General features: G+C 39.0%; 22 protein-coding genes, 1 tRNA gene and 1 other RNA gene. 13 read left to right on the plus strand and 11 right to left on the minus strand.

Features of this window, described 5'->3' with window-relative positions:
- The first annotated feature begins 91 nt into the window (after window positions 1-91).
- The 6 genes from R2S08_RS12595 (at window position 92) to R2S08_RS12620 (ending at window position 5,122) form a co-directional block, all read left to right on the plus strand.
- Complete coding sequence (locus R2S08_RS12595) at window positions 92-739, plus strand: DUF6266 family protein (RefSeq protein WP_316835514.1); 648 nt, start codon at window positions 92-94, stop codon at window positions 737-739.
- 65 nt (window positions 740-804) lie between these two features.
- Window positions 805-1,209, plus strand: a complete 405-nt coding sequence (locus tag R2S08_RS12600) for a hypothetical protein (RefSeq protein WP_316835515.1) — start codon at window positions 805-807, stop codon at window positions 1,207-1,209.
- Complete coding sequence (locus R2S08_RS12605; protein WP_316835516.1) at window positions 1,128-1,619, plus strand: peptidoglycan-binding protein; 492 nt, start codon at window positions 1,128-1,130, stop codon at window positions 1,617-1,619. Before R2S08_RS12600 ends, R2S08_RS12605 begins: the two co-directional genes overlap by 82 nt.
- 166 nt (window positions 1,620-1,785) lie before the next feature.
- On the plus strand, window positions 1,786-2,430 hold the full coding sequence (locus tag R2S08_RS12610) for a DUF6266 family protein (protein WP_316835517.1): 645 nt from the start codon (window positions 1,786-1,788) through the stop codon (window positions 2,428-2,430).
- A gap of 230 nt (window positions 2,431-2,660) precedes the next feature.
- A complete protein-coding gene (locus R2S08_RS12615; RefSeq protein WP_316835518.1) occupies window positions 2,661-3,602 on the plus strand; it encodes a hypothetical protein in 942 nt (313 codons plus the stop codon).
- Window positions 3,603-3,799: 197 nt separating this feature from the next.
- Window positions 3,800-5,122, plus strand: coding sequence for an alpha-L-fucosidase (locus R2S08_RS12620; RefSeq protein ID WP_316835519.1), 1,323 nt, complete (start codon window positions 3,800-3,802; stop codon window positions 5,120-5,122).
- A gap of 230 nt (window positions 5,123-5,352) precedes the next feature.
- On the opposite strand, the gene R2S08_RS12625 is transcribed toward R2S08_RS12620, so the two are convergent.
- Window positions 5,353-6,270, minus strand: a complete 918-nt coding sequence (locus R2S08_RS12625; RefSeq protein WP_316835520.1) for a hypothetical protein — start codon at window positions 6,268-6,270, stop codon at window positions 5,353-5,355.
- Window positions 6,271-6,563: 293 nt separating this feature from the next.
- On the opposite strand from R2S08_RS12625, the gene R2S08_RS12630 reads away from it, so the two are divergent.
- A complete protein-coding gene (locus R2S08_RS12630) occupies window positions 6,564-7,415 on the plus strand; it encodes an NmrA family NAD(P)-binding protein (RefSeq protein WP_316835521.1) in 852 nt (283 codons plus the stop codon).
- A 30-nt stretch (window positions 7,416-7,445) separates the two neighbouring features.
- Window positions 7,446-8,057, plus strand: a complete 612-nt coding sequence (locus tag R2S08_RS12635) for a class I SAM-dependent methyltransferase (protein ID WP_316835522.1) — start codon at window positions 7,446-7,448, stop codon at window positions 8,055-8,057.
- A gap of 284 nt (window positions 8,058-8,341) precedes the next feature.
- On the opposite strand, the gene R2S08_RS12640 is transcribed toward R2S08_RS12635, so the two are convergent.
- The gene (locus tag R2S08_RS12640) at window positions 8,342-9,847 is read right to left on the minus strand and encodes an alpha/beta hydrolase-fold protein (protein ID WP_316835523.1); all 1,506 of its coding nucleotides are present in this window, start codon (window positions 9,845-9,847) and stop codon (window positions 8,342-8,344) included.
- Between the two features lie 70 nt (window positions 9,848-9,917).
- Complete coding sequence (locus R2S08_RS12645) at window positions 9,918-10,766, minus strand: helix-turn-helix domain-containing protein (RefSeq protein ID WP_316835524.1); 849 nt, start codon at window positions 10,764-10,766, stop codon at window positions 9,918-9,920.
- Between the two features lie 280 nt (window positions 10,767-11,046).
- Between R2S08_RS12645 and R2S08_RS12650 the strand changes: the two genes are divergently transcribed.
- A complete protein-coding gene (locus R2S08_RS12650; RefSeq protein WP_316835525.1) occupies window positions 11,047-12,570 on the plus strand; it encodes a hypothetical protein in 1,524 nt (507 codons plus the stop codon).
- 157 nt (window positions 12,571-12,727) lie between these two features.
- Here R2S08_RS12650 and R2S08_RS12655 read toward each other — a convergent pair.
- A tRNA-Lys gene (locus R2S08_RS12655) sits at window positions 12,728-12,800 on the minus strand.
- Window positions 12,801-13,079: 279 nt separating this feature from the next.
- Here R2S08_RS12655 and R2S08_RS12660 point away from each other — a divergent pair.
- The gene (locus tag R2S08_RS12660; protein WP_316835526.1) at window positions 13,080-13,577 is read left to right on the plus strand and encodes an HAD family hydrolase; all 498 of its coding nucleotides are present in this window, start codon (window positions 13,080-13,082) and stop codon (window positions 13,575-13,577) included.
- A gap of 57 nt (window positions 13,578-13,634) precedes the next feature.
- Here the strand turns inward: R2S08_RS12660 and fsa are convergent, their stop codons facing one another.
- Both fsa and ffs read right to left on the minus strand, forming a co-directional pair.
- Entirely contained in the window at window positions 13,635-14,300 is a 666-nt protein-coding gene (gene fsa, locus R2S08_RS12665; RefSeq protein ID WP_133778209.1) for a fructose-6-phosphate aldolase, read from the minus strand.
- Between the two features lie 155 nt (window positions 14,301-14,455).
- Window positions 14,456-14,555, minus strand: an RNA gene (ffs, locus tag R2S08_RS12670) — signal recognition particle sRNA small type.
- 342 nt (window positions 14,556-14,897) lie between these two features.
- Here ffs and gltB point away from each other — a divergent pair.
- Window positions 14,898-19,409, plus strand: a complete 4,512-nt coding sequence (gene gltB / locus R2S08_RS12675; protein ID WP_316835527.1) for a glutamate synthase large subunit — start codon at window positions 14,898-14,900, stop codon at window positions 19,407-19,409.
- A gap of 3 nt (window positions 19,410-19,412) precedes the next feature.
- Entirely contained in the window at window positions 19,413-20,879 is a 1,467-nt protein-coding gene (locus R2S08_RS12680) for a glutamate synthase subunit beta (RefSeq protein WP_316835528.1), read from the plus strand.
- Between the two features lie 35 nt (window positions 20,880-20,914).
- Here R2S08_RS12680 and R2S08_RS12685 read toward each other — a convergent pair whose 3' ends face one another.
- The gene (locus R2S08_RS12685; RefSeq protein ID WP_316835529.1) at window positions 20,915-21,574 is read right to left on the minus strand and encodes a YdeI/OmpD-associated family protein; all 660 of its coding nucleotides are present in this window, start codon (window positions 21,572-21,574) and stop codon (window positions 20,915-20,917) included.
- Between the two features lie 10 nt (window positions 21,575-21,584).
- Window positions 21,585-22,115, minus strand: coding sequence for an RNA methyltransferase (locus R2S08_RS12690; RefSeq protein ID WP_316835530.1), 531 nt, complete (start codon window positions 22,113-22,115; stop codon window positions 21,585-21,587).
- Between the two features lie 199 nt (window positions 22,116-22,314).
- On the opposite strand from R2S08_RS12690, the gene R2S08_RS12695 reads away from it, so the two are divergent.
- On the plus strand, window positions 22,315-23,352 hold the full coding sequence (locus R2S08_RS12695) for an aldose epimerase family protein (RefSeq protein WP_316835531.1): 1,038 nt from the start codon (window positions 22,315-22,317) through the stop codon (window positions 23,350-23,352).
- Window positions 23,353-23,400: 48 nt separating this feature from the next.
- Here the strand turns inward: R2S08_RS12695 and R2S08_RS12700 are convergent, their stop codons facing one another.
- The 3 genes from R2S08_RS12700 to R2S08_RS12710 are packed head-to-tail and all read right to left on the minus strand — an operon-like array spanning window position 23,401 to window position 25,948.
- The gene (locus tag R2S08_RS12700) at window positions 23,401-24,762 is read right to left on the minus strand and encodes an MATE family efflux transporter (protein ID WP_316835532.1); all 1,362 of its coding nucleotides are present in this window, start codon (window positions 24,760-24,762) and stop codon (window positions 23,401-23,403) included.
- Window positions 24,763-24,799: 37 nt separating this feature from the next.
- The gene (locus tag R2S08_RS12705) at window positions 24,800-25,435 is read right to left on the minus strand and encodes a helix-turn-helix domain-containing protein (RefSeq protein ID WP_133778202.1); all 636 of its coding nucleotides are present in this window, start codon (window positions 25,433-25,435) and stop codon (window positions 24,800-24,802) included.
- 27 nt (window positions 25,436-25,462) lie between these two features.
- Window positions 25,463-25,948 carry a DUF4442 domain-containing protein gene (locus R2S08_RS12710; protein WP_316835533.1) on the minus strand — a complete coding sequence of 162 codons (486 nt, stop codon included), beginning with the start codon at window positions 25,946-25,948 and terminating at the stop codon, window positions 25,463-25,465.
- Window positions 25,949-25,957 lie beyond the last annotated feature (9 nt).

Here is a 25,957-nt window from a genome sequence, read left to right on the forward strand (position 1 = left end):
TCATAGGCTTTTGAAATCGCCGTGGCGCCGCGGGTTGAGTTGGAGAGTTTATGAATTAACAAGAGTAATTAACATTTAAAATTTCTAGAAAATGGGAACATTTATTAAAGGAATCCTTGGAGGATTTTCGGGGCGCATCGGCAACGTTGTTGGTGCATTTCACAGAGGTATTGACTACATGCGGAGTTTACCGCGCAAGTCTAACAAGCCTGCAACACTGGCGCAATTGACACAGCGTTTAATTTTTCAAATCGTGGTTGGTTTTTTCAGGCCTATTAATGGCCTGATTAAGATTGGTTATCAGAGTTACAAGGGTAAACAATCACCTATTAATGCTGCGGTGGCTTACCACATAGACAAAGCGGTTACCGGGGTTTATCCAAACCTGAGCATCGATTTTCCAAAGGTAAAGTTTAGCAAGGGACATTTGCTGAGGCCTTCTATTGTTGGGGTTGAATCTGTGGCTACGGCTAAGGTGAAGTTTGAGTGGCTGAACAATGCGCCGACTATTGGTGCGAGTACTGCTGCAACTGATCTGGCTACGCTGTTGGTATATAACCCAACTAAGGAGTTGTTTCTTTCGGTGGAGGATATCGCGGCGCGTAGTGTTTTGAGTTTTACGTTGCCGGTGCCTGCCGACTGGATCGGGGATAATGTGCATTGCTGGATGAGCTTTGTGAGTGTAAACCGCAAAGAGGTGAGTGATAGCGCCTATCTCGGGGTAACTGAGGTGTTGTAGTGATAAGGCGCTGGTATGGTGTAGGCCTGCCAGCGCCTTAGTTAAATCTTTAAATCAACGAAAATATGAAGACTTTAAAATTGAAATATTGGGGGTTGGATCTCCTGGATTACTTTATCGGGTTAAAAAACTCGGTTAACGGAGTTAAGAAAGAATATCATTTACTGGGCTGTTTGTCTATAGTCTGGTTGTTATGGCCGAGGTTACTAGGTGGAAATGACCCTCAGGCGGGTTATGTTGACCAGAGCATATTGGGGCAGATGATTTTAGCCATTATTGGCTTTTTACTGCTGCTGGCTTTGTGTTGGTGGTTGTTGGGCCGGTTCTGGAGGGGATTGGGACTGCCGGATATGGAATTTATGGTTTCACAATTTAAACGCTTACGGACATGGCAACAGTTAAGTTTTTATATGGGGCTATTTGCCTTATTGCTTTTAGCTGGGGTAGGCTGCCTGGCAGCAATCTGCTAAGTATTGCAAGAGCGGAGATTGGCGTCCGCGAAGCGACTAATTGTAATGATGGTGTGCGCGTGGAGGAATATCTGGCAGCAGTTGGGTTGAAAAGAGGTGATAAGTATTGTGCTGCTTATGTTTCCTGGTGTTTCAAAAAAGCGGGCTATTCTGCACCCCGAACAGGTTGGTGTCCGGCGTTGTTCCCGAAGGATAAGCTGGTTAAAGAGCCTTTTCCGGGCTGTGCGTTTGGGCTTTATTTTCCTTCACTAAAACGTGTTGCACATGTTGGTTTCGTGGAGCGCATCCGGGGAAAGTACTGCGTTACTATAGAAGGAAACACCAATCCGGAAGGAAGTCGGGAAGGTGGGGGTGTTTTTCGCCGAATGCGGTATAGAAAAACCATCAGTAAATATGCTAACTGGCTATAATTTGTAAAACTAATCCGTTCGCAGGCTAGGCGTGAAATCCAGAAAGAAAAGAAGGTGTGAGGGAGAGGGCCTTTTGGTCTTTGTGCCCTCTTCGGGCACCTAAGAGCAGGCAGCCCTCGAGCTTACCCTTCTTTTCTTTCAAAATAAACGATTAAACACAGAAACAATGGCAAGATTTAAAAATGGGATACAAGGCCTTTTTACGGGTAAAATAGGCGATTTGATTGGCGTAGAACTTAATGGGCAACAATTTGGCAGGAGCCTTCCGAGGCCTTCAAAGAAAGCACCAACACGAGGGCAAGTCAATCAAAGGGCAAAGTTTGGAGTAGCCATGAACTGGTTAAGGCCTTTGAAGCCTTTTATCAATATCGGCTATCAAAACGGGCAAGACAATGCCACGCCGCTAAACAGAGCATTATCCTATCACCTCAAAGAAGCCATGCTTGGCACAGGGCCAGATGATTATCAAATGGATTATGCAAAAGTGATTTTAAGCAGGGGAGCGTTGGTTACTTCGTGGGTTTTGGAAGTGATTTCAGAGCAAAACGATATTCTTTACATCAGATGGGATAATCCACCAGAATCCAGGTATTGTGATCCGGAAGACCGGATAAACCTGGTTTTCTATAATGTGCAAAAGGAGCAGTACCTGACTTTTGAAAATGCGGCAGAGCGTTCTGCAAAGGAAGTCAGTTTACAAATGGACAAGAGTTTTGAGGGAGATACTGTACATGGTTGGATGCATTACGTCAATAAAGCAGGAAGCCGGGTGAGTACAAGTATATACCTGGGATTAGTTGGGAAAAAATAGGCTTTCTGATCTAGCTGAACCTTTTAGGTTCTGAGGCTTGATCAGAAAGCCTATTTTTTTGGGGTGCAGACTGGAGGGGGGACGGGTCGGGATGGTCGTGATTGGATTAGTATATTTTTGGGTGTAAATAACGCTTAAATATTTCTTTGTATTATACTTTTGGATTTTAATGGTTAATATTTTTTATTTTAAATATCTCTGTATAAGTTTGCTTAACCAACGAAAAACGAATGGCAAAAAAAGCAGATATATTATGGAAGGGGATACTCGAAGATGTATTCGAAGACTTCCTTTGTTTTATTTATCCGAGTGCAAGGGGGATTATTGATTTTAATAAAGAACCTGAATTTTTGGATAAGGAACTGGAGCAGGTTTTCCCACCGGAGAAGGATCAATTCTCTCCTAAAGTAGTGGATAAGCTGGTTAAGTTAAGAACGCATACAGGAGAGGAGGAATGGATTTTGCTGCATATTGAGGTGCAAGGCAGATACGATAGCGACTTTAATAAAAGGATGCTTCGGTACTACTACCGTATTTTGGATAAGTATCAAAAACCCATTACTGCTTTTGTGATTTTTACTGAGTCTACAACGCTTGAACGGATCAACCATTATGAAAGAAACTTTATGGGTACCCGATTATTTTACCAATTCAATACCTTAAAAATCTCGCAGCAAAAAGACGAGGACCTGTTGGCCAGCGATAATCCTTTTGCATTGGTTGTACTTAGTGCGAAAACTGCTTTTTGTGGGAAAAAACTGGGAACTGATGTTGAAAGGGACAGGGTTCTGAGAGAACTTAAACTGACGATTGTAAAAGCGTTGCATGCTAAGGGTTATCCGGAACATAAAATTACGAAGATCATGAACTTTTTAAGGTTTTATGTGAACTTTGAAACAGAGGAAATTAACAATATATTTGAACAGGATATACAAACCATTACTGAAAAAACGACAACAATGGGTATAGAAGAATTATTATTGGCGAGAGCAAAACACGAGGGCATAAAAGAGGGGGAGAAAAAAGGTGAGAAAATAGGTGCTCAGAAAGAAAGAAATAGGGCTGTTGCTGAGAAGAAAGAAGTTGCGCAAATACTGAAGCAAAATGGTGTTGAACTGAGTATTATTGCTGAATCTACCAAATTGCCACTCAGCCTTATACAATCATTATAAACAAGATTTAACTTCTAAACATAGAAAGCGGAAAGGGTGAAAAAACTTGCATTACGTAAATAAAGCAGGAACGTAGGTCAGTACAAGTATATACCTGGGAAGTAGACTAATTTGCCAATTTCGCTTAACAAATTAGTAGGATGCCAGATTTTTGAATACACATTTCTCTTTTCTTTGTGAGAACCAAACATAGCTCTATGAAGAAAACAGTTTTATTCCTGGCAGGACTCGTGATGATTTCTTATGCCACATTTGCCCAGAAAGATTATACTGCAGAATCAAAAGAAGTTAAAGCCAAGCGAATGCAGTGGTGGGATGATGCCACCTTTGGAATGTTTATTCACTGGGGCTTGTATGCTGTTCCGGCTGGTGAATACAATGGTGTAGGTGGTGGTGCAGAATGGATTATGGAGACACACAAGATTCCAACGGCTGAATATGAAAAATTTGCAGCGCAATTTAACCCTCAGAAATTTGATGCAAAAGAGTGGGTTAGAATTGCCAAATCGGCTGGTGTAAAATATATTGTTATCACTTCTAAACACCATGATGGTTTTAGCATGTGGGACAGTAAGGTTACTAAGTACGACATTATGGATGCTACACCTTTTAAAAGAGATGTGCTTAAGGAACTCTCTGATGCTTGTAAAGCTGCTGGGATCCATTTTGGTTTATATCATTCTATTATGGACTGGCATCAGCCTAATGCCAACCCGAAACAACAGCCGGAAACAAAGCCTGATTTTAAGATCTACAGGGAAGAATATTTAAAACCGCAGCTTGCTGAGCTGATTAAGAAATATGATCCTGAGGTGCTTTGGTTTGACGGTGAATGGATTGGAGAATGGACAGAAGAGCAGGGTAAAGATCTTTATAACTATTTGCGGAATATTAAGCCTTCTTTAATTATCAACAATCGTGTAGGTAAAGGGCGTGCCGGAATGGAAGGGATGAATAAATATGAACATGCTGCTGGAGATTTTGGTACACCTGAACAGGAGATCCTGAAGGGGGCTGGCCAGGATTACTGGGAGAGTTGTATGACGATTAACAACAACTGGGGTTTTGTGAAAAATGATCAAAACTGGAAATCGGCACAAACACTGATTGATAATCTGGTTGATATTGCTGCAAAAGGTGGGAATTATCTGTTGAATGTGGGCCCTACAGCTGAAGGCTTGATTCCGCAGCCAAGTATTGAGCGGCTGGGGGAAATGGGTAAGTGGCTGGACATTAATAAGGAGTCGATCTATGGTACCAAGGGGATGAAGGATTATAAAGAAGGTGATCATATTAAATTTACGCAGAGCAATGATGGTAAGACAGGGTATGTGATCTTTAATCAGAATGAAAATAACCGGTTGTCTTTTTCAGCAATTCAACCGAAAAGTGGTTCGAAGATTTTTCTGCTGGGGCATAGTAAGCCATTGGTATGGACTAAAAAGGATGGGTTTGCGGTTGTGGAACTTCCTAAGGAATTGCCTGGGAAATATGCGTGGGTTCTAAAGGTCGTGATTTGATCGGGGTATTTGTGAGTACAGATCTAGGTTTTGTTGGAAAATATGTTTTACTGATCTAGCTGAACCTTACAGGTTCTGAGGCTTGATCAGTAAAACATATTTTCTTGGGTGCAGACCGGGGAGGGGGTGAAATAGAAGGTTTTCGTTAGTGCGGATCAAAATTTTGATTTTACAAAAAAAAACGCCCTTGAGCCATTATTCAAGGGCGTTTTATTATACATTAATTGATACTATAAGGCTTTAATTACTTTTAAGGGAAGTTTTGTAGACTTTGCTATAATATCTAAGCTAATTCCGTTTTTTTTAAAATTTCTAGCAATTTCTTCCAGCACGTCCCGTTTTTCTTGCATTTTTAAGACTTCTATAACGCCTACTGGTTCTCTCTCGTTTTTTCCTTTCATAATTATTTCTAGTTGCTTATCAAAATTACGATTAATATCTTGATCTTTAATAAAAATGAAATTTTTAATAAACAGAATAAAGCTCCTGACTCTATCTGGATCATAATTCTGTTTGAGTAATGCCTTTACAATTTCCAGTCTTTGATTATTCAATTCTTCTTCTGGGATTTTACCTTCTAACAATGCTTTTTGGCAAGCCAGAGCAATCAACGCAAATGGGTTTTTGTTTTTAAGGAGTATATCCTGCTGGTGATCAAAAACGTGATAGCTGGTGTACCGGAAGGAAAGGACTGTTCCTAATAGCTCATCGCGGTAATTGGTCTGTCTTTTTTGGTTTCTATCCCCGGTAAAGACAGCAATAGTAGCCACGGAAACATTGTACTTATCCCTAATCCGATAGTTATACTGGAGTAGGCGATATGCAAATTGGGTGTCATCACCGCCTTCTATTTCTACATTGAGTAGGATCCACTTTTCTGTGCCATTTTTTAGGTAAACTCTTGCCAGAAGATCCGCTACGCGTTTATCTCTTTTACGCTCTCTGTCTGGTATAATGGAAAAAAGTTCCTTATCCAGAAATTCTATGCCTTTGTCAAAATCCAGTACTTTCTGGGCGTCTGGGTAGACAAAGCGGAGAAAATCCAGGAAATTATCCTGGAAGGCTCCTTTTAAAAGTTCATCACTTTTTTTTCGTGGTGGCTTGTCTTTTTCATTGCTGGGTGAGGGGATGGCTTTATGGTTTTTCATGCGTACTTGTTATTGATCTATACCGCCAATGTAGAGAAGGGAAATTCTAATAAAAAATTATGGCTGATATTTGAAACGGAACAGCTAACAAAGAGAAATTTTATCCAAAAAAGTATAAGAAAATAGGGATAAAACTGGGCAACTTGATTTCATTTTTCTGCCTAAATGTTGATTTCAAATTCTACATCTTGGAAAGGTATTGGTAACGAGTACGGCTATTTTGTGGTTAAAATTTCAAACCATCATTTTTCTAGGCTGTTATATAATATATCATTTCATTAAAAGTTCTTGTTATGCATGTTATACTAGGAGGGACAGGACATATTGGTTCTGCATTAGCTGAGGCTTTAATTGTTAAAGGGGAAAAGGTGACGATTATTTCGCATGATCCAGATAAGAGAGAAGAATGGGAGCAGAAAGGAGCGGAGTTTGCGGTGGTGGACATTTTTGATGAGCAGGCGCTAAGGGAAGTTTTTAATCGGGGAGAGCGTTTGTTTTTATTGAATCCTCCGGCGGCTCCTTCTACTGATACTGTTGCCCGGGAGAAGAAGAGTTTAGCTGCTATTTTAAAAGCGTTGAAAGGTTCTGAAATTAAAAAAGTGGTGGCTGAGTCTACTTACGGGGCGCAGCCTGGCGACAATATTGGGGATTTAGGTGTGCTGTATAGCATGGAGCAGGCATTAGCGGAATTAAATGTACCTGTCAGTATTATTCGTGGTGCTTACTACATGAGCAACTGGGCAGCGTCTTTGGATATGGTGAAGAAGACTGGTCAGCTCCATACTTTATATCCTGCTGATTTTAAATTGCCGATGGTCTCGCCTAAAGATATTGGCCAGATTGCTGTCGGATTAATGCTGGAACCGGTTGATCAAACGGGTTTGTATCATGTCGAAGGTCCAGAGGAGTATTCGCCTCGGGATGTGGCTGATGCTTTTGTGGAATTATTAAACAAGCCTGTGGAGGTTATCCAAACGCCAAAATCGCAGTGGCTTGCATCCTTGCAAGAAGTGGGGTTTTCAGAAAAGGCGGCGCAGTCTATGGTGGCAATGACCGAGATTACCCTTGAAAAGCATGAAGAAGCAGAAGATCCCATTCGTGGTCGGACAACTCTGAAGGAATTCATCTCAGAATTGGTGAGATAAAAGGATCCTAGTGTTTATCTTTGCAAAGAGATGATTAAACAGCACATTCAGGACACCTTCGGAAATATTGATATTTATTTATTTGACCAGTTGGCCAAAGGCACCTATGACAATTGTAAAACTGTTTTAGATGCCGGATGCGGAACGGGAAGAAACCTGCTTTACTTTTTAAAAAGTGGCGTAAATGTATTCGGTGTAGATCAAAACCCCGAAGCTATTGCACAGCTTAGAAATCTTGCCAGTGCCTTTCCGCATATCAATCCCGAAGAAAACTTCCAGGTAGCACCGGTAGAAAAAATGCCTTTTGAAAATGAAAGTTTTGATCTGGTCATTAGCTCCGCGGTCCTACATTTTGCAGAGAACCAGGAGCATTTTGATGCCATGTTAAACTCCATGTGGGATGTCTTAAAACCCGGAGGATACTTTTTCTGCCGTCTCGCCTCAGAAATCGGAATCGAAACGTCAGTCAGATTTATTGGAAATGGCCGATACATCCTTCCTGACGGATCAGAAAGGTTCCTGGTCAACCAGGAAATGCTTCAGCGAATCACCAAACGACTTGACGGACATATTTACGAACCCATCAAAACCACTAACGTACAAAACATGAGAGCCATGACCACCTGGTGCGTGCGGAAATAGAATGAAAGCCTACGCTGACAGATCATTGATTTTGTTTATATTTTTTTATTGATATTTAAACAACTGTTAGCCTGCGGTGTTGTATAGCATATCTAAATTTATGAACGGCTCTATAAAATCATCGGTTTTTACATAGACTTGTGGTATGATGCTGGGAGCGTTTTGGTTCCTGAGCTCAGTGGATGCCAGGAGGTGGATATTTCAATAACGCCGCCTAGGCAGCCTTTTAAATAGCCTTGAAAGGTTTCTTGATTGTTGTGTGTTTACAGGTCATATAATTAGTATTATTTGTTTTCCGATAGCTTTTGTAATAGCATTTTTGCTTCCTTATAGTTTGAGTTTAAGTTGAGTGCCATTTGTAAATACAATTTCGCTTTTTTTGTATCATTTAACAAAAAATAGCACTTGCCTAGATAATAATAGGCTTTGTTTAAAGGGAATTGATTAAGAGTTATTACATCTTTCTGTTTTTCAATATATAGTTGTAAGTATCTAATTCCTTCTTCTGTTTGATAATCATTTTCAGAAGCAAACTTCCCTAAATAATAGTATATATTCGGATAATAGTCATTATAAATATTGATCTTGTGTTTAAGACAGACTTGTAGTCCTTTTTGAAGCAAATCCCAACCCTCTTTGGGGTTGTCTGCCAAGTCTGCACTTTCACGATAGCAGGTGATCAGGTAGCCGGGATAAAAATTTGGAGATTTTTGGTTTGCAATTCCTTTATTTATAGCTTCTCCATAAAGTTCTTTTGCTTTGTCTTTCAATCCAACAATTGAGCATGAAAATGCAAAATCTCTAAGTTGTCTAATATCGCTTTCGCTCGTTATAAAGTACTTAATGGCATCAATTAGCCCTATACTATCTTTTTTTTGCCAAATAATGGGAAGGAAATTGCTATAAACACCATAAGACTGCTTATCAACGTCTATTCCATATATCGCAGATAAATTACTTTCATACTGTTTTATTAAGGAAGAAATTCTTACAGTACTGTCTGGTTGAGGAAAAGAAGAGTAATGTTGGTATATAAAGTCTAATGCTATTGGTAAACAAATGGCTAATGAATTGTTATGTCCAGCTAACGATAAATTTTCATATCGGTAAGCAAATCTTGAACTGTCTAATTTAGAAACTCTTTCTGATATATCTTTTGCATAATCCCTACGGCGTTGTATATCCAAGTCTCCTGATGCAATAAAATAATAGGTTTGTCTTTTGCTGTAATTTTTTTGGAGTTCGGGGGTAATTTCGAAAGGTGGTTGTAAAGGAGCAATTCTTTCAGGAGACATCAACATGTATGCTGAAAATATGTCTGGCTGTTTTAGAAACAAATAGTTGCCATAGCTTGCCCCATAAGATTGCCCAATGTATGCTCTGAATTTCGAAGCTTTGTATTTACTTTCTAATAAGGGGATGATTTCATTTTTAATACAGCTTACTGTTCTTGTTCCTCTTTCTGTCAACAGGCCAGTTTCATAATTATAACCTATTAAATCCATGTCTGCCCATATATTGACAACAATTATTGGCGGCAGATTAGATATATTGAGTTTACGCAAATAATTTATTTGTTCAGCTATAAATTCGGCGTTACTTGCGCCATAACTAAATGTATAAATGGTAGTATAATGCTGTTTTACATTCCAATTCTGAGGAAGCCATACGGTGCAATTAATAGTATCGCCAAGGTATTTTGAATTTATTTTTTCATCTATACTTCTTTGTGCAAAGCCTGTTAAAGAGCAGTATAAAAAGAATACTATTGGTAAAATATATTTCAGCATGTTTTAATCCATTTACCTGTAAAATAAACTAAAGAAATTTTTATAAAATTGTACTTTTCGGACAATGGTGCTATTGAGAAAAAAATTTAAGAATGAGCTGGTTGTCTGCGAGTTTTTCTATTGACTTGAAAAAAGAAGTTGGAGGATCTTTGGTAAGTTTTTTATACATCTTTATAAAATAAGACTGGTCATAGAAATTACTTTCATAGCCTATATCGGTAAGCCTTTTGAAATTGTCACTAAACAATTTGTTTTTCAGTGAATGCCTAAATCTGGCAATTTTTTTAAACCCTACAGGTGAAATGCCAAGCTGATTGTAAAATAATCGGCTAAATGAACGGAGGTTCATACCTGCGTTTCCAGCGATTTCTTCAATTGAGTGTTCTACTTCAAAATTATTTAATTGCTCAATAGCGTTTTGTAGTATGGCATACTGGTTCAAATTGTGGTGTTTTGACAATAAAAAAAATTCAAGAAATTTTACCCGCTCGATATTGTTCTCAGTCTTGTAGAAATTGTTAAGAAATGAAATATAATCAGGATCACTTTGCCATTCCTCAAAAATCTGAGATGACCGACCTGCAACACATGCAAAAGGTCTGTCAATAAAATGATTCAAGCCTAGCGGCTTAAAAATGATTGTGACCTTATCAAACCTTCCTTTTAAGCGCACTAATAAAGGTGTTTCATATTTTCCCTGAACGATGGTTAGGAAATTATTCTTGTTGTTTTCTTTAACATGAATATAATCAGATGCAATGTCACAAGTGACATTTTTATGGATATTTAATGAATGACTTGTATTCGGAAAAGAATAATAAACGCTGGAAAAGTCCTTTGAACTAGTTTTCAAAAAGTAGTAGTACTCGATGTAAGTTTTAAGTATTGGATTTTTCGGGTAGTGTGTTTGTATCTCCATTAAGAATATAAATAAACTTTACCAATAGCATGAATTAAATTAACTGTAATAAAACATCTTGCTTTCGCTAAGTTCTCAAATATATTTAATAGTAAGATTGATGGCCCTAATTTTTATAATACGCATAAGTAGTTGATTATTATTTTAGGCCCTCCAGTACCGATCAGCTACTTAATGCCAGACAAGCTGTCAAGCTCACCGATTATCGCAGGTCAACGCTCTATTTATAAGCGATTTGATGTATATTAAAGGAACTTTAACTGAAAAAAAATCATATCAAATGAAACAGATTTTGTATTTCCTGCTGTTATTTAGCTGCATCGGGGTTTATGCACAAAAGAGCACCCCTCTTCAGATAGAGGATAAAAAAATGAACACCTATCTCGAAAATCGCAAACTGCCAACATTAACTATTCATATTAAGAACCTTCCCGACAGCATCAAAAAGGTCAATATAGAATTAACCTTCGTTCATATGGGGGTTGGTTCTCAAATTACAAAATTTGCTACGACTGATGCTTCGGGATTGTCAAAAGTTGTTCTTGATGAGAATTTACCCTATCAGCAAATCTGGTTAAGCGTAGGCACCTACCTGTATGCCGGAGTTTACGTCAATTCCGGACTTACCGTAGTCCTCGACGCCAAAAAACTGGAAAAGACAAGTGCCTACATGATCGCTGACGGGGTTGAATATCTTGGAGATGACGGAGAATTAAACACCGTCATGAACAAAAATGTACTCTTCAAAAAGAAGGAAAAGGAAGAACTAAATGAAAGCCTCTGGAACTTGCGCAAACTACAAGGAAAATCTACAGAAGACCTCTACCTTTCTAAAGCCGACTCCATTAAAAACGAATTATTAAAGATAGATGTAGAATTTATCGTTGATCATCCCGATTATGGTTGGGCTGTTAAAGACGAGACTTTATCGGGTTTTTACGGACAAATATGCATAAGATACTGGGGCGACGTTATGCCTGCCAAACGTTTTAAGGAAATTAGTAATCATACACCTTATTTTACAAGCAACGATGGTTCACTCTTTTACAAATACATGAAAAGCTATTCTATGAATGGAAAATTTCCAAAAGGAAAAGGACTGGAGGGTACAATCGCATTGATAGACAGTTTGTACACACCCCAGAAATCGGATGTAATTAAGCTATTTCTTCTAGATACTTATAAGGATCTGTATTCCACCGCCTATCCAGCGATCATCAGTAGCATACAGACTCCATGGTGTAAGCGGATCGCAATAAACGAACTTGCTAAAGCTAATCTTAATCAAAAAAAAGTAGATAGCTTATTTTCAATATCAAAAAAATTAGAGAAAGCAGATATTGGAAAGCCTTTGGTCACATTACCTTTTGGTGCAGATCTTTACGAAGTTGGCGAACAAATAAAAGCCGAAGATTTTCTACTTAATCTGAAATCAAAATTCCCAAAAAAGGCTTTAATTATTGACATCTGGGCTACGTGGTGCGCACCATGTATAGCAGATCTGCCTTCAAGCAGAAGCCTGCATGAGAAGAATAAAGATCTTCCTATAGAATACATATATCTGTGCATCACGCACGGTTCTAATATGAATTTATGGAAAAAGAAGATCGCAGAAATGCAGATTCCAGGTATTCACGTCTTTATCAATGAAAAAGTATTGTCGCAGTTAAGAACTATTCTCAACGCAGAAGGGGGATTTCCAACTTATGTTGCGATTGACATCAATGGTAAAGCTAGCTCAAAAGCCATTACTCAGATGGAATCTTTGAATAGAGAAAGTCTCAAAAAAGCCCTGGGACTTTAAAGGAATGCACATCGAGTGTCTTTCTAAGTTGATGGGGCACGGCACGCATCGGTAAAATAATAGAAGTTTATGCAAGGATATTAAACGAAGCCTTGATTTAGCAAGGTTTTAGAAATATCTTTTTATACAAAAGCCTCAATTTGCATTGAGGCTTTTGTGATCCCGCTGGGATTCGAACCCAGGACCACTACATTAAAAGTGTAATGCTCTACCAGCTGAGCTACGGAATCATCTTTTCAATTACCCTAAGCGTTTCCGTTTAAAGTGGTGCAAATGTAGAATTCCTTAACCTATCTTGCAAGATATTATTTTATAAAACACCTAGGAAGCTGATTATAAGTCAGATTATTTATCATCGAATGTGTCTGTAGTGTTATATTGATGTTAAATTTCAAGATTGTGAGCCATCTGATATCATTTTATTATACTTGCACTCCATAAAAACTGAAACAGAAATCAGGATACTATTGATGAAGTTTTCGTTACCAAAACAAGAGAAATTAAATATAATGAAGAATAAAGCTATTTTTTTAGACCGAGATGGAGTCTTAAACCACGAAAGAAATGATTATATCTGCAGAGTTGAAGACTTTGAAGTTCTGGAATACCAAATCCCGCCCCTAAAGAAATTACATGACGAAGGTTATCTTTTAATCATCATTACAAACCAGGGGGGAATAGCCTTATCCAGGTATACTGAAGAAACCCTTGCAGAAATGCACAGAATACTGTTCGGGAAGTTTGAGGAGCAAGGGGCTACGATAACTAATGCTTATTATTGCCCGCATCATCCAACCATTACCGGGGATTGTGATTGCAGAAAACCAAAATCAGGCATGTTACTTGAAGCGATAGCAGCTTTTGATATAGATCCGGCCTTATCTGTAATGATAGGAGATAAACCAAGAGACGTTGAAGCTGCAAATGGAGCAGGAGTGAAGGGGATTTTAATTGAGCCTGATGAACAAATCAGTTACGAAAAAGTAAAAGAAGTGCTGGCTTCTTAAATATTTAAACAAAAAAAGAGGGAGGACCATATAGATCCTCCCTCTTTTTTTTCTTGATTATTTAGCTGCTTTCGCTGCTTTATCATGATCTGCAAGGAATTGAGCCAGACCTGAATCCGTTAAAGGATGTTTTAACAGCGCAGTTATAGCACTTAATGGTGCTGTAATAACATCTGCACCTAATTTAGCACAGTTTACAATGTGCAATGGTCCGCGGATAGATGCTGCAAGGATTTCAGTAGGGTACTGATAGTTATCAAAAATTGTTCTGATGTCTTCAATAAGATTTAAACCATCTGTAGAAATATCATCCAAACGACCTAAGAAAGGAGATACATAACTTGCTCCGGCTTTAGCAGCTAATAAGGCCTGGCCAGCTGAGAAAATCAATGTACAATTTGTTCTGATTCCTTTTGATGTTAAGTATTTAATTGCTTTTACACCGTCTTTAATCATAGGGATTTTAACCACAATTTTAGGATCCAGTTTAGCCAATGCTTCACCTTCTTTGATCATTTCCTCATAAGTGGTTGATATTACTTCTGCACTCACATTATTGTCTACAATAGCGCAGATTGCTTTATAATGCTTAATTACGTTTTCATCACCAGTAATTCCTTCTTTAGCCATTAGGCTAGGGTTGGTGGTTACTCCATCTAAAACACCCAGATCCTGGGCTTCTTTAATCTGTTCAAGATTAGCTGTATCAATGAAAAATTTCATATTATTATATAAATTAAAAATACTTAAATTAATAATCAGATTTATTACGTGCTAAATTAGGCAATTAGTTTGCCAGAACAAGATAAACTTGTCATTAATAATTCAGTTTTAATAATAGTTAGGAATTTGCATTTTACTTTAAGAAAAAAAGTAAAAATGGGCAAGCACCTTTTATCGCACCGCTACAACCTTCTACCCTTGCTTCGTTCCCGCCCTGGGGGAGTTCAAAGGGAGCTGATCGTAAAAGACTTGCCCGCCACAAAAGTAGCAAAAGAGATCATTCTACCAAAGAAAATTTGATAATAATTCTGCGTTTCCAGACGATTTAGGCCTAATTTGCTGAACAGTAGAAGTTTGCAGTGTAAAATAATTTTTAAGAAATCTTAAACTTAAGAACAAGTAAATAAAAACCCGTTATTAAAAATGAATACAAATAAGGGCGTTGCGAAATTCGTAATTGGGAACGATTTAAATTGCAATATTTTTAATACTTATATAAATTCAGAAGTAATTAATTCATTTTTCTGAAAAATATATACAAAAATGGCAATTTTATTTAGAAATCTCTATCTTAGTGTTTCTAACACACTTAGCTTTATGGACCACACAGAAGACAATCAGGGATTATATGACCAGCGTTTTGAACACGATGCATGCGGTATTGGGTTTGTTGCTCATGTAAAGGGAAGGAAGTCCCAGCAAATCATTTCAGATGCCATTACCATACTTGAAAAATTAGATCATAGGGGAGCAGTAGGGGCTGAGATCAACACCGGAGACGGTGCAGGGATCATGATTCAAATTCCACACGAATTTCTTTACGACGAATGCTTAAAAATCGGATTTAGCCTGAACCAATCCGGTGATTACGGCGTAGGGATGTTATTTTTACCTAAAGACATTAAAGCCCGGGAAGAGTGCCGCGAGGTCATTTACCGTGCTGCTGAAAAACTAAACTTAGAAGTTCTTGGTTTTAGAAAAGTTCAGACAGACACTACTGATATAGGTGATATGGCTTTATCGGTTGAACCGGAAATGGAACAACTCTTTATAGCCAGACCTTATGCTATTGCTGCTGGAGCTGATTTTGAACGTAAGTTATATGTATTTAAAAACTACCTGACAAAAACCATACTGAATACTGTAAACGGAATTAAATCTGATTTTTATATTGCATCGTTCTCTTCAAGAACTATAGTATATAAAGGTCAGCTGACTTCTTTACAGGTTAGAACTTATTTTACCGAATTAAGTGATAAACGTGTAGTGTCTGCATTTGGACTTGTACACTCTCGTTTTGCAACCAATACTTTTCCATCGTGGAGATTGGCACAACCTTTCAGGTACATTGCCCATAATGGAGAGATCAATACCTTACAAGGTAACCTGAACTGGTTCCGTGCAAGTGTTAAATCATTTGCATCTTCTTATTTTACGCCTGAAGAACTCAATATCCTTTTACCAGTGATTGATGAAAGTCAGTCTGATTCGGGATGTTTAGATAATATAGTTGAATTATTGCTACATGCAGGCAGATCATTACCGCACGTACTAATGATGCTGGTTCCGGAAGCTTGGGACGGCAATGAGGATATGGATGAGCTGAAACAAGCCTTCTATAAATTTCATGCGACCTTAATGGAACCTTGGGATGGTCCTGCTGCAATTGCCTTTACAGATGGAAACCTGATTGGTGCCACCTTAGACAGGAATGGTCTTCGCCCATCCAGATATGCAATTACTGAAGATGACCGTGTAATTATGGCATCTGAAGCAGGTGTTCTGGCTTTAGATCAGAGCAAAATCATTGAGAAAGGCAGATTAACCCCTGGAAAAATGTTTGTGGTAGACATGGAGCAGGGCCGTATTATTAGTGATGAAGAAGTTAAACAACAGGTTTGCAGCAGAAGACCTTATGCCGACTGGCTGAACCAATACCAGATCAGACTTGAAGAATTGTCTGATCCACGCGTAGTATTCAGTAATCTTTCTGAAGAGTCTATCTTTAAATATCAGCAGGTTTTTGGTTATACCAGAGAAGACATCGATTTAATCATTAAACCGATGGCACTTGAAGGTAAAGAGGCCATTGGTTCTATGGGAACAGATACGCCTTTGGCTATATTGTCTCAGAAACCTCAGCATTTGTCTTCCTACTTTAAACAACTGTTTGCCCAGGTAACCAATCCGCCAATTGATCCGATTCGTGAAAAAGTGGTGATGAGTCTGGCCGGATTTATGGGCAATAATGGCAATTTATTGGAAGAACATGCTATGCAATGCCATTGTGTGGGCATTAAACATCCAATATTAACCAATCTTGAATTAGAGAAATTAAGAAGTATTGACACTGGTGTGTTTCAATCTAAAACGCTGCAAACGTATTTCAGAGCTTCCGGTAAGCCTGGAGCTATGGCGAAAGCATTGGATCGTTTATGCCGTTATGCCGTTGATGCGGTAGAGGATGGCTTCCAGGTTATTATTTTATCTGACAGAGCGCTAGATTCTGAGCACGCTGCTATACCTTCTTTACTTGCAGTATCAGCGGTTCATCACCATCTGATCCGCAAAGGTCACAGGGGTGCTGTAGGTATTGTTGTAGAAGCTGGTGATGTTTGGGAAGTACACCATTTTGCTTGTCTGATTGGTTTTGGTGCTACGGCGGTTAACCCGTATCTCGCCTTGGAAACCATTAAGGGAATGGAGCATGAATCAGATCAGAAACTGGAGAAATTAACTCAAAACTATATTTATGCAGTAAATAATGGTTTGCTTAAAATATTCTCAAAAATGGGGATATCTACTTTACAGTCTTACCATGGAGCTCAGATATTCGAAATCTTAGGTATTCACAAAAATGTGGTAGACACTTATTTTTCAGGTTCAGTATCCAGAATTGGAGGTCTTGGTCTTGACGAGATTGCAAATGAAGCACTCATTAAACACAGCAGGGTATTTGGAAAAGCCAACAGGCCCGACCCGATTCTTCCAACTGGTGGTACTTATAAATGGAGACGTAAAGGTGAGCAGCATTTGTTTAACCCGCAAACGATCCATTTGTTGCAGAATTCTACCAGAAAAAATGATTATGCTACTTATAAGCAGTATTCTAAGCTGGTTAATGAGCAAACGAAACAAGCTTATACCATCCGTGGCTTATTTGAATTTAAATACAATAGGCCAGCTGTTCCTTTAAATGAGGTTGAGCCAATTGAAAACATATTAAAACGCTTTGCAACAGGAGCAATGTCTTTTGGTTCAATTTCACACGAGGCACACTCTACACTGGCAATTGCCATGAACCGTATTGGCGGAAAAAGCAATACAGGTGAAGGCGGTGAGGATGAATTGCGCTATGAAATTTTGCCAAACGGAGACTCTATGCGTTCGGCCATCAAACAGATTGCATCTGCACGTTTTGGTGTAACCAGTTATTATTTAACAAATGCCGACGAGCTTCAGATCAAAATGGCACAAGGTGCCAAGCCTGGAGAGGGTGGTCAGCTTCCCGGACATAAAGTGGATGACTGGATTGCAAAAGTGCGTCATGCAACACCAGGTGTAGGTTTAATTTCTCCTCCGCCACACCACGATATTTATTCTATTGAAGATCTTGCACAGCTGATCTTCGATCTGAAGAATGCCAACCGTGAAGCGCGTATTAACGTGAAACTGGTATCTAAAGCTGGAGTTGGAACAATTGCTGCCGGGGTAGCTAAGGCTCACGCTGATGTGATCCTGGTTTCGGGATTTGACGGAGGAACAGGAGCTTCTCCATTAACCTCTATACAACACGCAGGTTTGCCTTGGGAACTTGGATTGGCTGAAGCCCACCAGACCCTTGTTAAAAACCGTTTAAGAAGCAGGGTAGTTCTGCAAACTGATGGTCAGCTAAAAACAGGAAGAGATATTGCTATTGCAACTTTATTGGGTGCAGAAGAATGGGGTGTGGCGACTGCTGCCCTGGTTACTTCTGGCTGTATAATGATGCGTAAATGTCATTTAAATACTTGTCCGGTAGGGGTAGCTACTCAAGATCCTGAACTGAGAAAATTATTTACCGGTGAAGCAGATCATGTAGTAAACCTTTTCTATTTCCTTGCAGAGGAATTGCGTGAGACGATGGCTGAACTTGGTTTCCGTACCGTAAACGAAATGGTTGGACAGGCTGATGCTTTAGGTGTTCGTCAAATTGCAGAAACGGACTGGAAACTTAAAGATCTGGATCTTTCCGGAATTTTATATAAAGCACCGGATAATGGCCTGAGCTTCTATAACACAGAACAGCAAGACCATGGCTTGAGTGAGGTTCTTGATCATAAACTGATCGAGGCGGCACAACCATCTATTCTTAGCAAAGAGCCTGTATTTAAAGAATTCGAAGTAAAAAATACGGATAGGGCAATTGGTACAATGTTGTCTAATGAGGTCTCTAAAGTGTATAAAGGTCAGGGCTTGCCTGTAGATACCATTAATTTTAAATTCAATGGTTCTGCCGGACAAAGTTTTGGAGCTTTCGCAGCGAGGGGTATTTCTCTTCAATTAGAGGGTGAGGCGAATGACTATGTAGGTAAAGGACTTTCAGGAGCAAGATTATCTATTTATCCTTTCTCAAACATCACTTATGTACCAGAACAGAATATCATTATTGGTAACGTAGCACTCTATGGTGCAACCTCTGGTGAATTATTTGTAAGAGGCCAGGCTGGAGAACGGTTTGCCGTAAGAAACTCAGGTGCAACAGCAGTTGTTGAGGGACTTGGTGATCATGGTTGTGAATATATGACTGGTGGTGAGGTTCTGGTTATCGGCGAAACAGGAAGTAATTTTGCCGCAGGTATGAGCGGTGGTGTTGCCTGGATCTATGATACAAAGGGCGATTTCCCATCAAAATGTAATAAGGAAATGGTGGACCTGGATCCATTAACTGAAGAAGATGAATTGCGAATTAACATTTTATTAAAAAAGCATATTCAATTGACTGGCAGTAAACTGGCTCAGTTCATATTAAATGATTGGGCAACTCAATCTGCACATTTCATCAAAGTATTCCCTAAGGAGTACAAAGCAGTATTAATGAAAAGAAATTCTAAATTAAAAATATCTTAAATTATGGGAAAAGTAACTGGATTTTTAGAGTATGAAAGAACTGCTCCTGTAAAAGAAGACGCTAAAGCGCGTTTAAAACATTACAATGAGTTTGTTCAGACTTATGAGGCGGAACAGATCAATAAAGAGGCTGCCCGTTGTATGGATTGCGGAGTTCCTTTTTGCCAGTCGGGTTGCCCGCTGGGAAATGTAATTCCTGAATTTAACGACGCCGTATATAAAGGAGATTGGGAGCTGGCAACATCTATTTTGCTGAGCACAAATAACTTCCCGGAATTTACCGGAAGAATTTGTCCTGCACCATGCGAATCTGCATGTGTGCTTGGAATCAACAAGCCGCCGGTTTCTATCGAGGAAATTGAAAAACACATTATTGAAATTGCTTTTGCAAAAGGCTATATTAAAGCAGAACCACCTTTGTTAAGAACGGGTAAAAAAGTTGCTGTTATTGGATCAGGCCCTGCGGGTTTAGCTGCTGCTGCACAATTGAACAAGGCGGGTCACGAAGTGACTGTTTACGAGCGTGATGATACACCAGGTGGACTGTTAAATTACGGAATTCCTGATTTTAAACTCCAGAAAGATGTGGTTACAAGACGTATTTCACTTTTGGAGAAAGAAGGGGTTGTTTTCAAATGTAATGCTAACGTTGGGGTGAACGTAGAGATCAGCACGTTATTAAGAGATTTCCAATCTATTGTACTGGCTGGTGGTTCTACAATCCCTAGAGATTTAACTATTCCTGGACGGGAGTCTAAAGGCGTTCATTTTGCGATGGACTTCCTTAAACAGCAAAATAAACGGGTAAAGAATTTCAGTTTTGAGCAGGAACCTATTTTGGCCGCTGGTAAAGATGTTATTGTGATTGGAGGGGGAGATACAGGTTCAGATTGTATCGGAACTTCCAACAGACAGGGGGCTAAATCTGTAACCCAGTTTGAGATCATGCCTATGCCTTCGCAACAGCGCACAGCTAATATGCCATGGCCAACTTACCCAATGCTTTTAAAAGTAACTTCTTCTCATGAAGAAGGATGCGAAAGAGGCTGGGCAGTCAATTCCAAAGAATTCATTAAAGATGAAAATGGAAACCTTAAAGCCTTGAAAATAGTTGATGTAGAGTGGCAGATCGACGCAAACGGACGCCCGGTTAATTTTACTGAAATTGCTGGTACCGAACGCGAATTGCCTTGTCAATTGGTGCTTTTAGCCATGGGCTTCCTGCACCCTCAAAAAGAAGGTTTACTGGAAAAATTAGGCGTTGAACTTGACAACAGAGGGAATGTTAAAGCTGAGGAAGGAAATTACCAGACCAATATTGCAAAGATCTTTGCTGCAGGTGATATGAGAAGAGGTCAGTCTTTGGTGGTTTGGGCCATATCTGAAGGCAGAGAAACTGCAAGAAAGGTTGATGAATATTTGATGGGGTATAGCAAATTACCATGTAAAGATGGTATTCCATATGCCTAATCAGTATAAAAGTAGATAAAAAAGAAAGCCGGTGTTTATTTAGCGCCGGCTTTCCTTTTGTCTGTCAACAGTTCAATCATCTTTTGAATCCTTGATATTCTGGTCTTTTCCTGTTTTGCGGTTAAGATCCAAAGCACATATTCTTTTTTATGACTCCAGGCCAGTTGCATAAAGAAATGATAAGCTTCCTTATGTTTCTCCAGTTCATGCTTCAAATCCTCAGGTAAAATGATCTGTTTATTTTCTACATCTATAAACGCTGCATAAGCATTATTTTTTATGCTCGAGTTGGCCAGCCCGGATGGCTTGATCTGGTCCTGAGGTTTTAGTCTTATTGCTGTCCAGACTTCATTAATTGATGCTGAGGCACATGGACTCAGATTAAATTCTTTAACACCATCCCAAGGTCCCATCATGTTCATATCCGTTTTAATTCCGGAACTTTTTTTTGGATAAGCTATCCAAAGCACGGTATTGGGTTTCAATGTGGCTGATAACATTCGAAGTTTGGCTGTTAATTCTTCTTCATGCCTCACAAAGACCAATGCTGCATCATAAGTACGATCGTCTTTGTAACTGAGTTCTATTGCCTCAGGAACATCGCCCATTATAGACTGTATATCTTCTGGCGAATGGCATAACAATAGCCTGTACCCAGGTTTTACCAGTAATTTTTTTAATAATGCATGATCCATAGGCCTTGATTTATAATCTAAGTTTAGCAAAAAAATCCCAAAGAACTATTCCTGCTGATATGACAATATTGAAAGAATGTTTGGTGCCAAATTGAGGGATTTCTATACACTCATCTATCATTGACATGACTTCATTACTGACTCCATCCACCTCATTGCCAAAAATAAGTGCATACTTTTTCTCCGGGTCTGGTGTAAATGTATTGAGCATTGTACTGTTTTTAGCTTGTTCTATGGCTATTATAGTATAACCATTACTCCGCAAGCTGATAATTGCCTCTGTAGTTTTTTCGAAATGCACCCAATCAACCGATAAGGTAGCTCCCAAGGCCGTTTTTTCAATTTCCCTATGGGGAGGACAGGCTGTAATACCGCAAAGTACCAATTTCTCGATTGCGAAGCCATCACCAGTCCTGAAGACAGAGCCCACATTATGCATACTTCTTACGTTATCCAGAACTACAGCCACAGGTAATTTATCCTGTTCTTTAAATTCTTCAATACTTACCCTGTTCAGATCGTCTAACTTTAGTTTCTCCATTAAAATTTTAATATTTCATCAATCACACCATGATATTACCGCTACAAAAGTATAATTATATTACTGATAATCGTTTCCCGAGGTGTTTAAAGAACCTGACTGTCAAACCTGTGATCCTTGAAAAAAAATAAAATTAAGTTCTTTGTTTTAGTAAAGTATTGATAGTATTGTTAATTATAAAGCCTAATAAAATAAGCAGATGAAAGCAAACCTAATAAAGACCGGACATGTAATTGGTGGAAAAGAAATTTTTGCCGTTGAACTCATTAATAAACAAGGAACTTACGTTAAGATATACAATTACGGTGCAATAATCAGTCATTTCATTACTGTTAACGCGAAAGGAGAGAAGCAAGACATTGTACTTGGTTTTGACGATTTCTCTAGTTACATCAGTGAAGATTATCTGGCAGACTATCCATATTTAGGTGCGGTCATCGGACGATATGCAAACCGTGTAAAAGATGGCAGGTTTACTATTGATGGAAAGTCTTACCAGCTTCCACAAACAAATGGAAATGATTGTCTCCATGGTGGAAAAATTGGTTTTGATAAGAAAGTATGGGATATACTGCCTACAACTGATCCAAGTTTAACTTTACAGTATATCAGTGCAGATGGCGAGGAAGGGTTTCCGGGAAATTTAACGGTACAACTGACTTTCAAATTGACAGAAGAGAACGAACTTGTACTGGATTACAGAGCAGAAACAGATCAGCCTACTGCCATTAATCTGACGCACCATGGCTATTTCAATTTATCGCCGGAGGGAGGAAGCATAGAAAACCACACACACAGAATGCCGGCAAGCCATTATTTACAGCAAGACGATAACTATGTTGTTACGGGTGTACTTGTTCCTGTAGAGGGCTCCAAATATGATTTCCTTGGCCCTAAATTGATAGGTGCAGACTGGGATGCCCAGGAAGGATACGACCAAACCTTTGTTCTTGATGGCAATTATGGGGAGCTTTCTTTGGCTTCTGAAACAACTGAAGAAAAAAGTGGGTTGAAACTCTCTGTTTTTACCACGGAACCAGTTGCCCATTTTTATACCTCAAAATATCTGAATGTACAGAACGGCAAAGGTGGCAGGAATTATGGACCATATGGTGCTTTTTGTGTGGAAACGCAACACCATCCTAACGGGATTAATATTCCTGAGTTTCCAACTACGGTATTGTTGCCTGGGGAGACTTACAAACAAACGACGATTTATAAAATTGAACACAAATAAAGTCAATAACCCTCATCCGGACAGATCTCCAGATGAGGGTTATTATTTTTAAGCATGGGAAGCTAAGTATTTTGTTTTTTTCTGAAAACGGAGAAATAACAATACCGATGCAGTAAGCAGGCCAAATGTTAATCCATACCAGATGCCATTTACACCTAAGCCAAGTTTAATTCCGAGAAGATAGCCTAAAGGAATTCCAATGATCCAGTAGGCAATAAAGGTGATCAATGTCGGCACATTTACATCTCCAATGCCTCTTAATACACCCAAACCAACAACTTGTGTACCGTCAAACAACTGGAAAAATCCTGCAATGATCAGCAATTGTGCTGCAATATGAATCACCGCCAGATCCTCAGTATAGATATAGGGGAGTATATGATTAGCCAAGACGAACATAAGCGCGGTTAAACTCATAAACCCAATGATCACATGATAACTTGCCACAGCTGAATTCCTGAGGTCGATAAAATTCTTCTTTCCAAGATTATTGCCCGTTTTAATTGTTGCTGCAGAGGCAATTCCACTGGCGAGCATATAGGTGATTGCGGCAAGATTGATAGCGACCTGATGAGCAGCTTGCTCTACAGCACCAATCGTTCCGATCAGGATGGCAGCTCCACTGAATGCACTGATTTCAAAAGAATATTGAAGTGCCACCGGTGCGCCGATTTTCACGATTTTTGTTCCAAGTTGCCTGTTCAGGTATTTAAGTTTAAAGCTTTTGATATAGGCTTTAAAATATTGCGAGCGGAGAATATAAATACACATCACCACAGCCATCAGGCAACGATCGATCAAGGTACTTAAACCAACACCTTTTACACCCATGGGTGCTATTCCGAACATCCCTTTTACAAAGATGATTCCGAGAATGACGTTGATCAGATTTCCCCAAATAGATACAAACATGGCTTGTTTGGTAAAACCAAGACCTTCAGCAAATTGTTTGAAGGTTTGAAACACCATAAGCGGAATAATGGAAACTGCAAGGTATCCAAGGTATGGTTTTGCATAAGCTACAACTTCAGGCGACTGCCCGATATGATCAATGATGATCAAGGTTCCAAAATGGACAAAGCAATAGAGAAGTACAGCAGTAAATACATTTAATAAAAGACTATTAACTAGTAGTTTACCGCACTCATCATAATTTTTACTTCCGGTCTCTCTGGCAATAAGGGGCGTTAATCCATAAGAAATTCCCAGCCCCAGCACCAAAACGAGCATAAAAAGACTGTTGACTAAGGATACCGCTGCAAGCTGAATTGTTCCTGCAAAATGTCCCACAATTACACTGTCGGCCATATGGACCAGGGTATGTCCCAGTTGAGAAACAACAATAGGCATTGCAAGTCTTAAATTGTCAGAATAGTAGGGCTTGTACTTGGAATATAGAGTCTGGAGCATAAAAAAAGGAAATGGTAGATAAACAGCAAAGATAAGGCTATTTACTGGAATCTGCCATTGTAAAGTATTCTTCCTTTTCTGAAGTATGTGGTAAAAGCACGCCTGCAAGGATCATATTGACTAAAATTTTCTGAGCATGCCGGTTAGAACTTCTTGTAATTTTACTGAATTCCCTAAGGGTAATTCTTTTTTCTTCTTTCAAAAATTCAAACAACTTTTTTTCATGATCTGTATAGGAGATCAGTTGTCCGGTTTCTTTGCTTCCCTTTTTTAATACGTCCACTATAACCTTGCTGGCCAATATACTTTTATCGTTCACCCTGAAATACACCCACCATTTTTTGTTCTCGTCAAGTGCATAATGTGGTTTGGTATCGCTTGCATGAATTCTAACCAATAACACCAGTTTGTCTTCCACGTAAATCTCTTCAAATTCTGGTTCTATAGCTGGTCTGCAATATTGATGTGCAGACTTATTGATCATGTATTTCTCTTCGTCCTCAGATTTTACACCTTTTATAGTTCCATCGTCGGCTACACCAATAAGCAGCTGCCCGCCTTTATTATTTGCAAAAGCCACAAGACTTTTGGCAATCTTCTCTACGTTTGTTATTGTTTTTTTGAAGTCCAGTGTTGTTCCTTCTCCCTGTAATATTAACTTTCTGATGTTCATAAACCATACTTAAGTTCCGTAATCCCATTAATAAGCAACTGCCGGTTTTTCTCCGTGATGAAGGTTCCTCACATAAACCTCATTCATTACCGTCGCGCACAATTCTCCCTTTTTATCAAAAAGTTCCATAGGGTATGCTTTAACAAACTTTCCTGTAGTATTTAACGACTCAATGGCATCATTGAGCATTTCATCCGTAATCAAAATAGTGAAGTAAAGATCGGTACGGCCAGGCTTAAGGTATTGTATAGAGGCGCTCTTTAGCCACACCCTGACTTTAAAACCCTGTCGCTGAAGCAGCTGATCAAACAACAACGCATAAAAAGGATCTGTTGCCCCGTATATTGTTCCTCCATAAATGGATCCATTATAATTGCGGTTTAAAATGCTTTTACTGATCTTAACATCTACACCTCTAAAGTCTTTGTGAAATTTCCGGATCCAAATCCTCTGAAAGAACAAGGGAGGGTAAAAGCACAAGGCCCATTTAAGGGTTTTTTCTGATACAACCATGACGCTTAA

It is taken from the genome of Pedobacter nutrimenti (genome assembly GCF_032678445.1).
GTDB classification, from domain to species: Bacteria; Bacteroidota; Bacteroidia; order Sphingobacteriales; family Sphingobacteriaceae; genus Pedobacter; species Pedobacter nutrimenti_A.

Excerpts from the sequence above, each read along its gene's own strand:
- R2S08_RS12605 (WP_316835516.1), top strand. The coding sequence starts at position 1,128 with ATGGCAACAGTTAAGTTTTTATATGGGGCTATTTGCCTTATTGCTTTT.
- R2S08_RS12600 (WP_316835515.1), top strand. The coding sequence starts at position 805 with ATGAAGACTTTAAAATTGAAATATTGGGGGTTGGATCTCCTGGATTAC.
- R2S08_RS12705 (WP_133778202.1), bottom strand. The coding sequence starts at position 25,435 with ATGAACATCAGAAAGTTAATATTACAGGGAGAAGGAACAACACTGGAC.
- R2S08_RS12700 (WP_316835532.1), bottom strand. The coding sequence starts at position 24,762 with ATGCTCCAGACTCTATATTCCAAGTACAAGCCCTACTATTCTGACAAT.
- R2S08_RS12660 (WP_316835526.1), top strand. The coding sequence starts at position 13,080 with ATGAAGAATAAAGCTATTTTTTTAGACCGAGATGGAGTCTTAAACCAC.
- R2S08_RS12635 (WP_316835522.1), top strand. The coding sequence starts at position 7,446 with ATGATTAAACAGCACATTCAGGACACCTTCGGAAATATTGATATTTAT.
- R2S08_RS12710 (WP_316835533.1), bottom strand. The coding sequence starts at position 25,948 with ATGGTTGTATCAGAAAAAACCCTTAAATGGGCCTTGTGCTTTTACCCT.
- R2S08_RS12640 (WP_316835523.1), bottom strand. The coding sequence starts at position 9,847 with ATGCTGAAATATATTTTACCAATAGTATTCTTTTTATACTGCTCTTTA.
- fsa (WP_133778209.1), bottom strand. The coding sequence starts at position 14,300 with ATGAAATTTTTCATTGATACAGCTAATCTTGAACAGATTAAAGAAGCC.
- R2S08_RS12685 (WP_316835529.1), bottom strand. The coding sequence starts at position 21,574 with ATGGATCATGCATTATTAAAAAAATTACTGGTAAAACCTGGGTACAGG.
- R2S08_RS12615 (WP_316835518.1), top strand. The coding sequence starts at position 2,661 with ATGGCAAAAAAAGCAGATATATTATGGAAGGGGATACTCGAAGATGTA.
- gltB (WP_316835527.1), top strand. The coding sequence starts at position 14,898 with ATGGACCACACAGAAGACAATCAGGGATTATATGACCAGCGTTTTGAA.
- R2S08_RS12650 (WP_316835525.1), top strand. The coding sequence starts at position 11,047 with ATGAAACAGATTTTGTATTTCCTGCTGTTATTTAGCTGCATCGGGGTT.
- R2S08_RS12645 (WP_316835524.1), bottom strand. The coding sequence starts at position 10,766 with ATGGAGATACAAACACACTACCCGAAAAATCCAATACTTAAAACTTAC.
- R2S08_RS12630 (WP_316835521.1), top strand. The coding sequence starts at position 6,564 with ATGCATGTTATACTAGGAGGGACAGGACATATTGGTTCTGCATTAGCT.
- R2S08_RS12690 (WP_316835530.1), bottom strand. The coding sequence starts at position 22,115 with ATGGAGAAACTAAAGTTAGACGATCTGAACAGGGTAAGTATTGAAGAA.
- R2S08_RS12610 (WP_316835517.1), top strand. The coding sequence starts at position 1,786 with ATGGCAAGATTTAAAAATGGGATACAAGGCCTTTTTACGGGTAAAATA.
- R2S08_RS12595 (WP_316835514.1), top strand. The coding sequence starts at position 92 with ATGGGAACATTTATTAAAGGAATCCTTGGAGGATTTTCGGGGCGCATC.
- R2S08_RS12620 (WP_316835519.1), top strand. The coding sequence starts at position 3,800 with ATGAAGAAAACAGTTTTATTCCTGGCAGGACTCGTGATGATTTCTTAT.
- R2S08_RS12625 (WP_316835520.1), bottom strand. The coding sequence starts at position 6,270 with ATGAAAAACCATAAAGCCATCCCCTCACCCAGCAATGAAAAAGACAAG.
- R2S08_RS12680 (WP_316835528.1), top strand. The coding sequence starts at position 19,413 with ATGGGAAAAGTAACTGGATTTTTAGAGTATGAAAGAACTGCTCCTGTA.
- R2S08_RS12695 (WP_316835531.1), top strand. The coding sequence starts at position 22,315 with ATGAAAGCAAACCTAATAAAGACCGGACATGTAATTGGTGGAAAAGAA.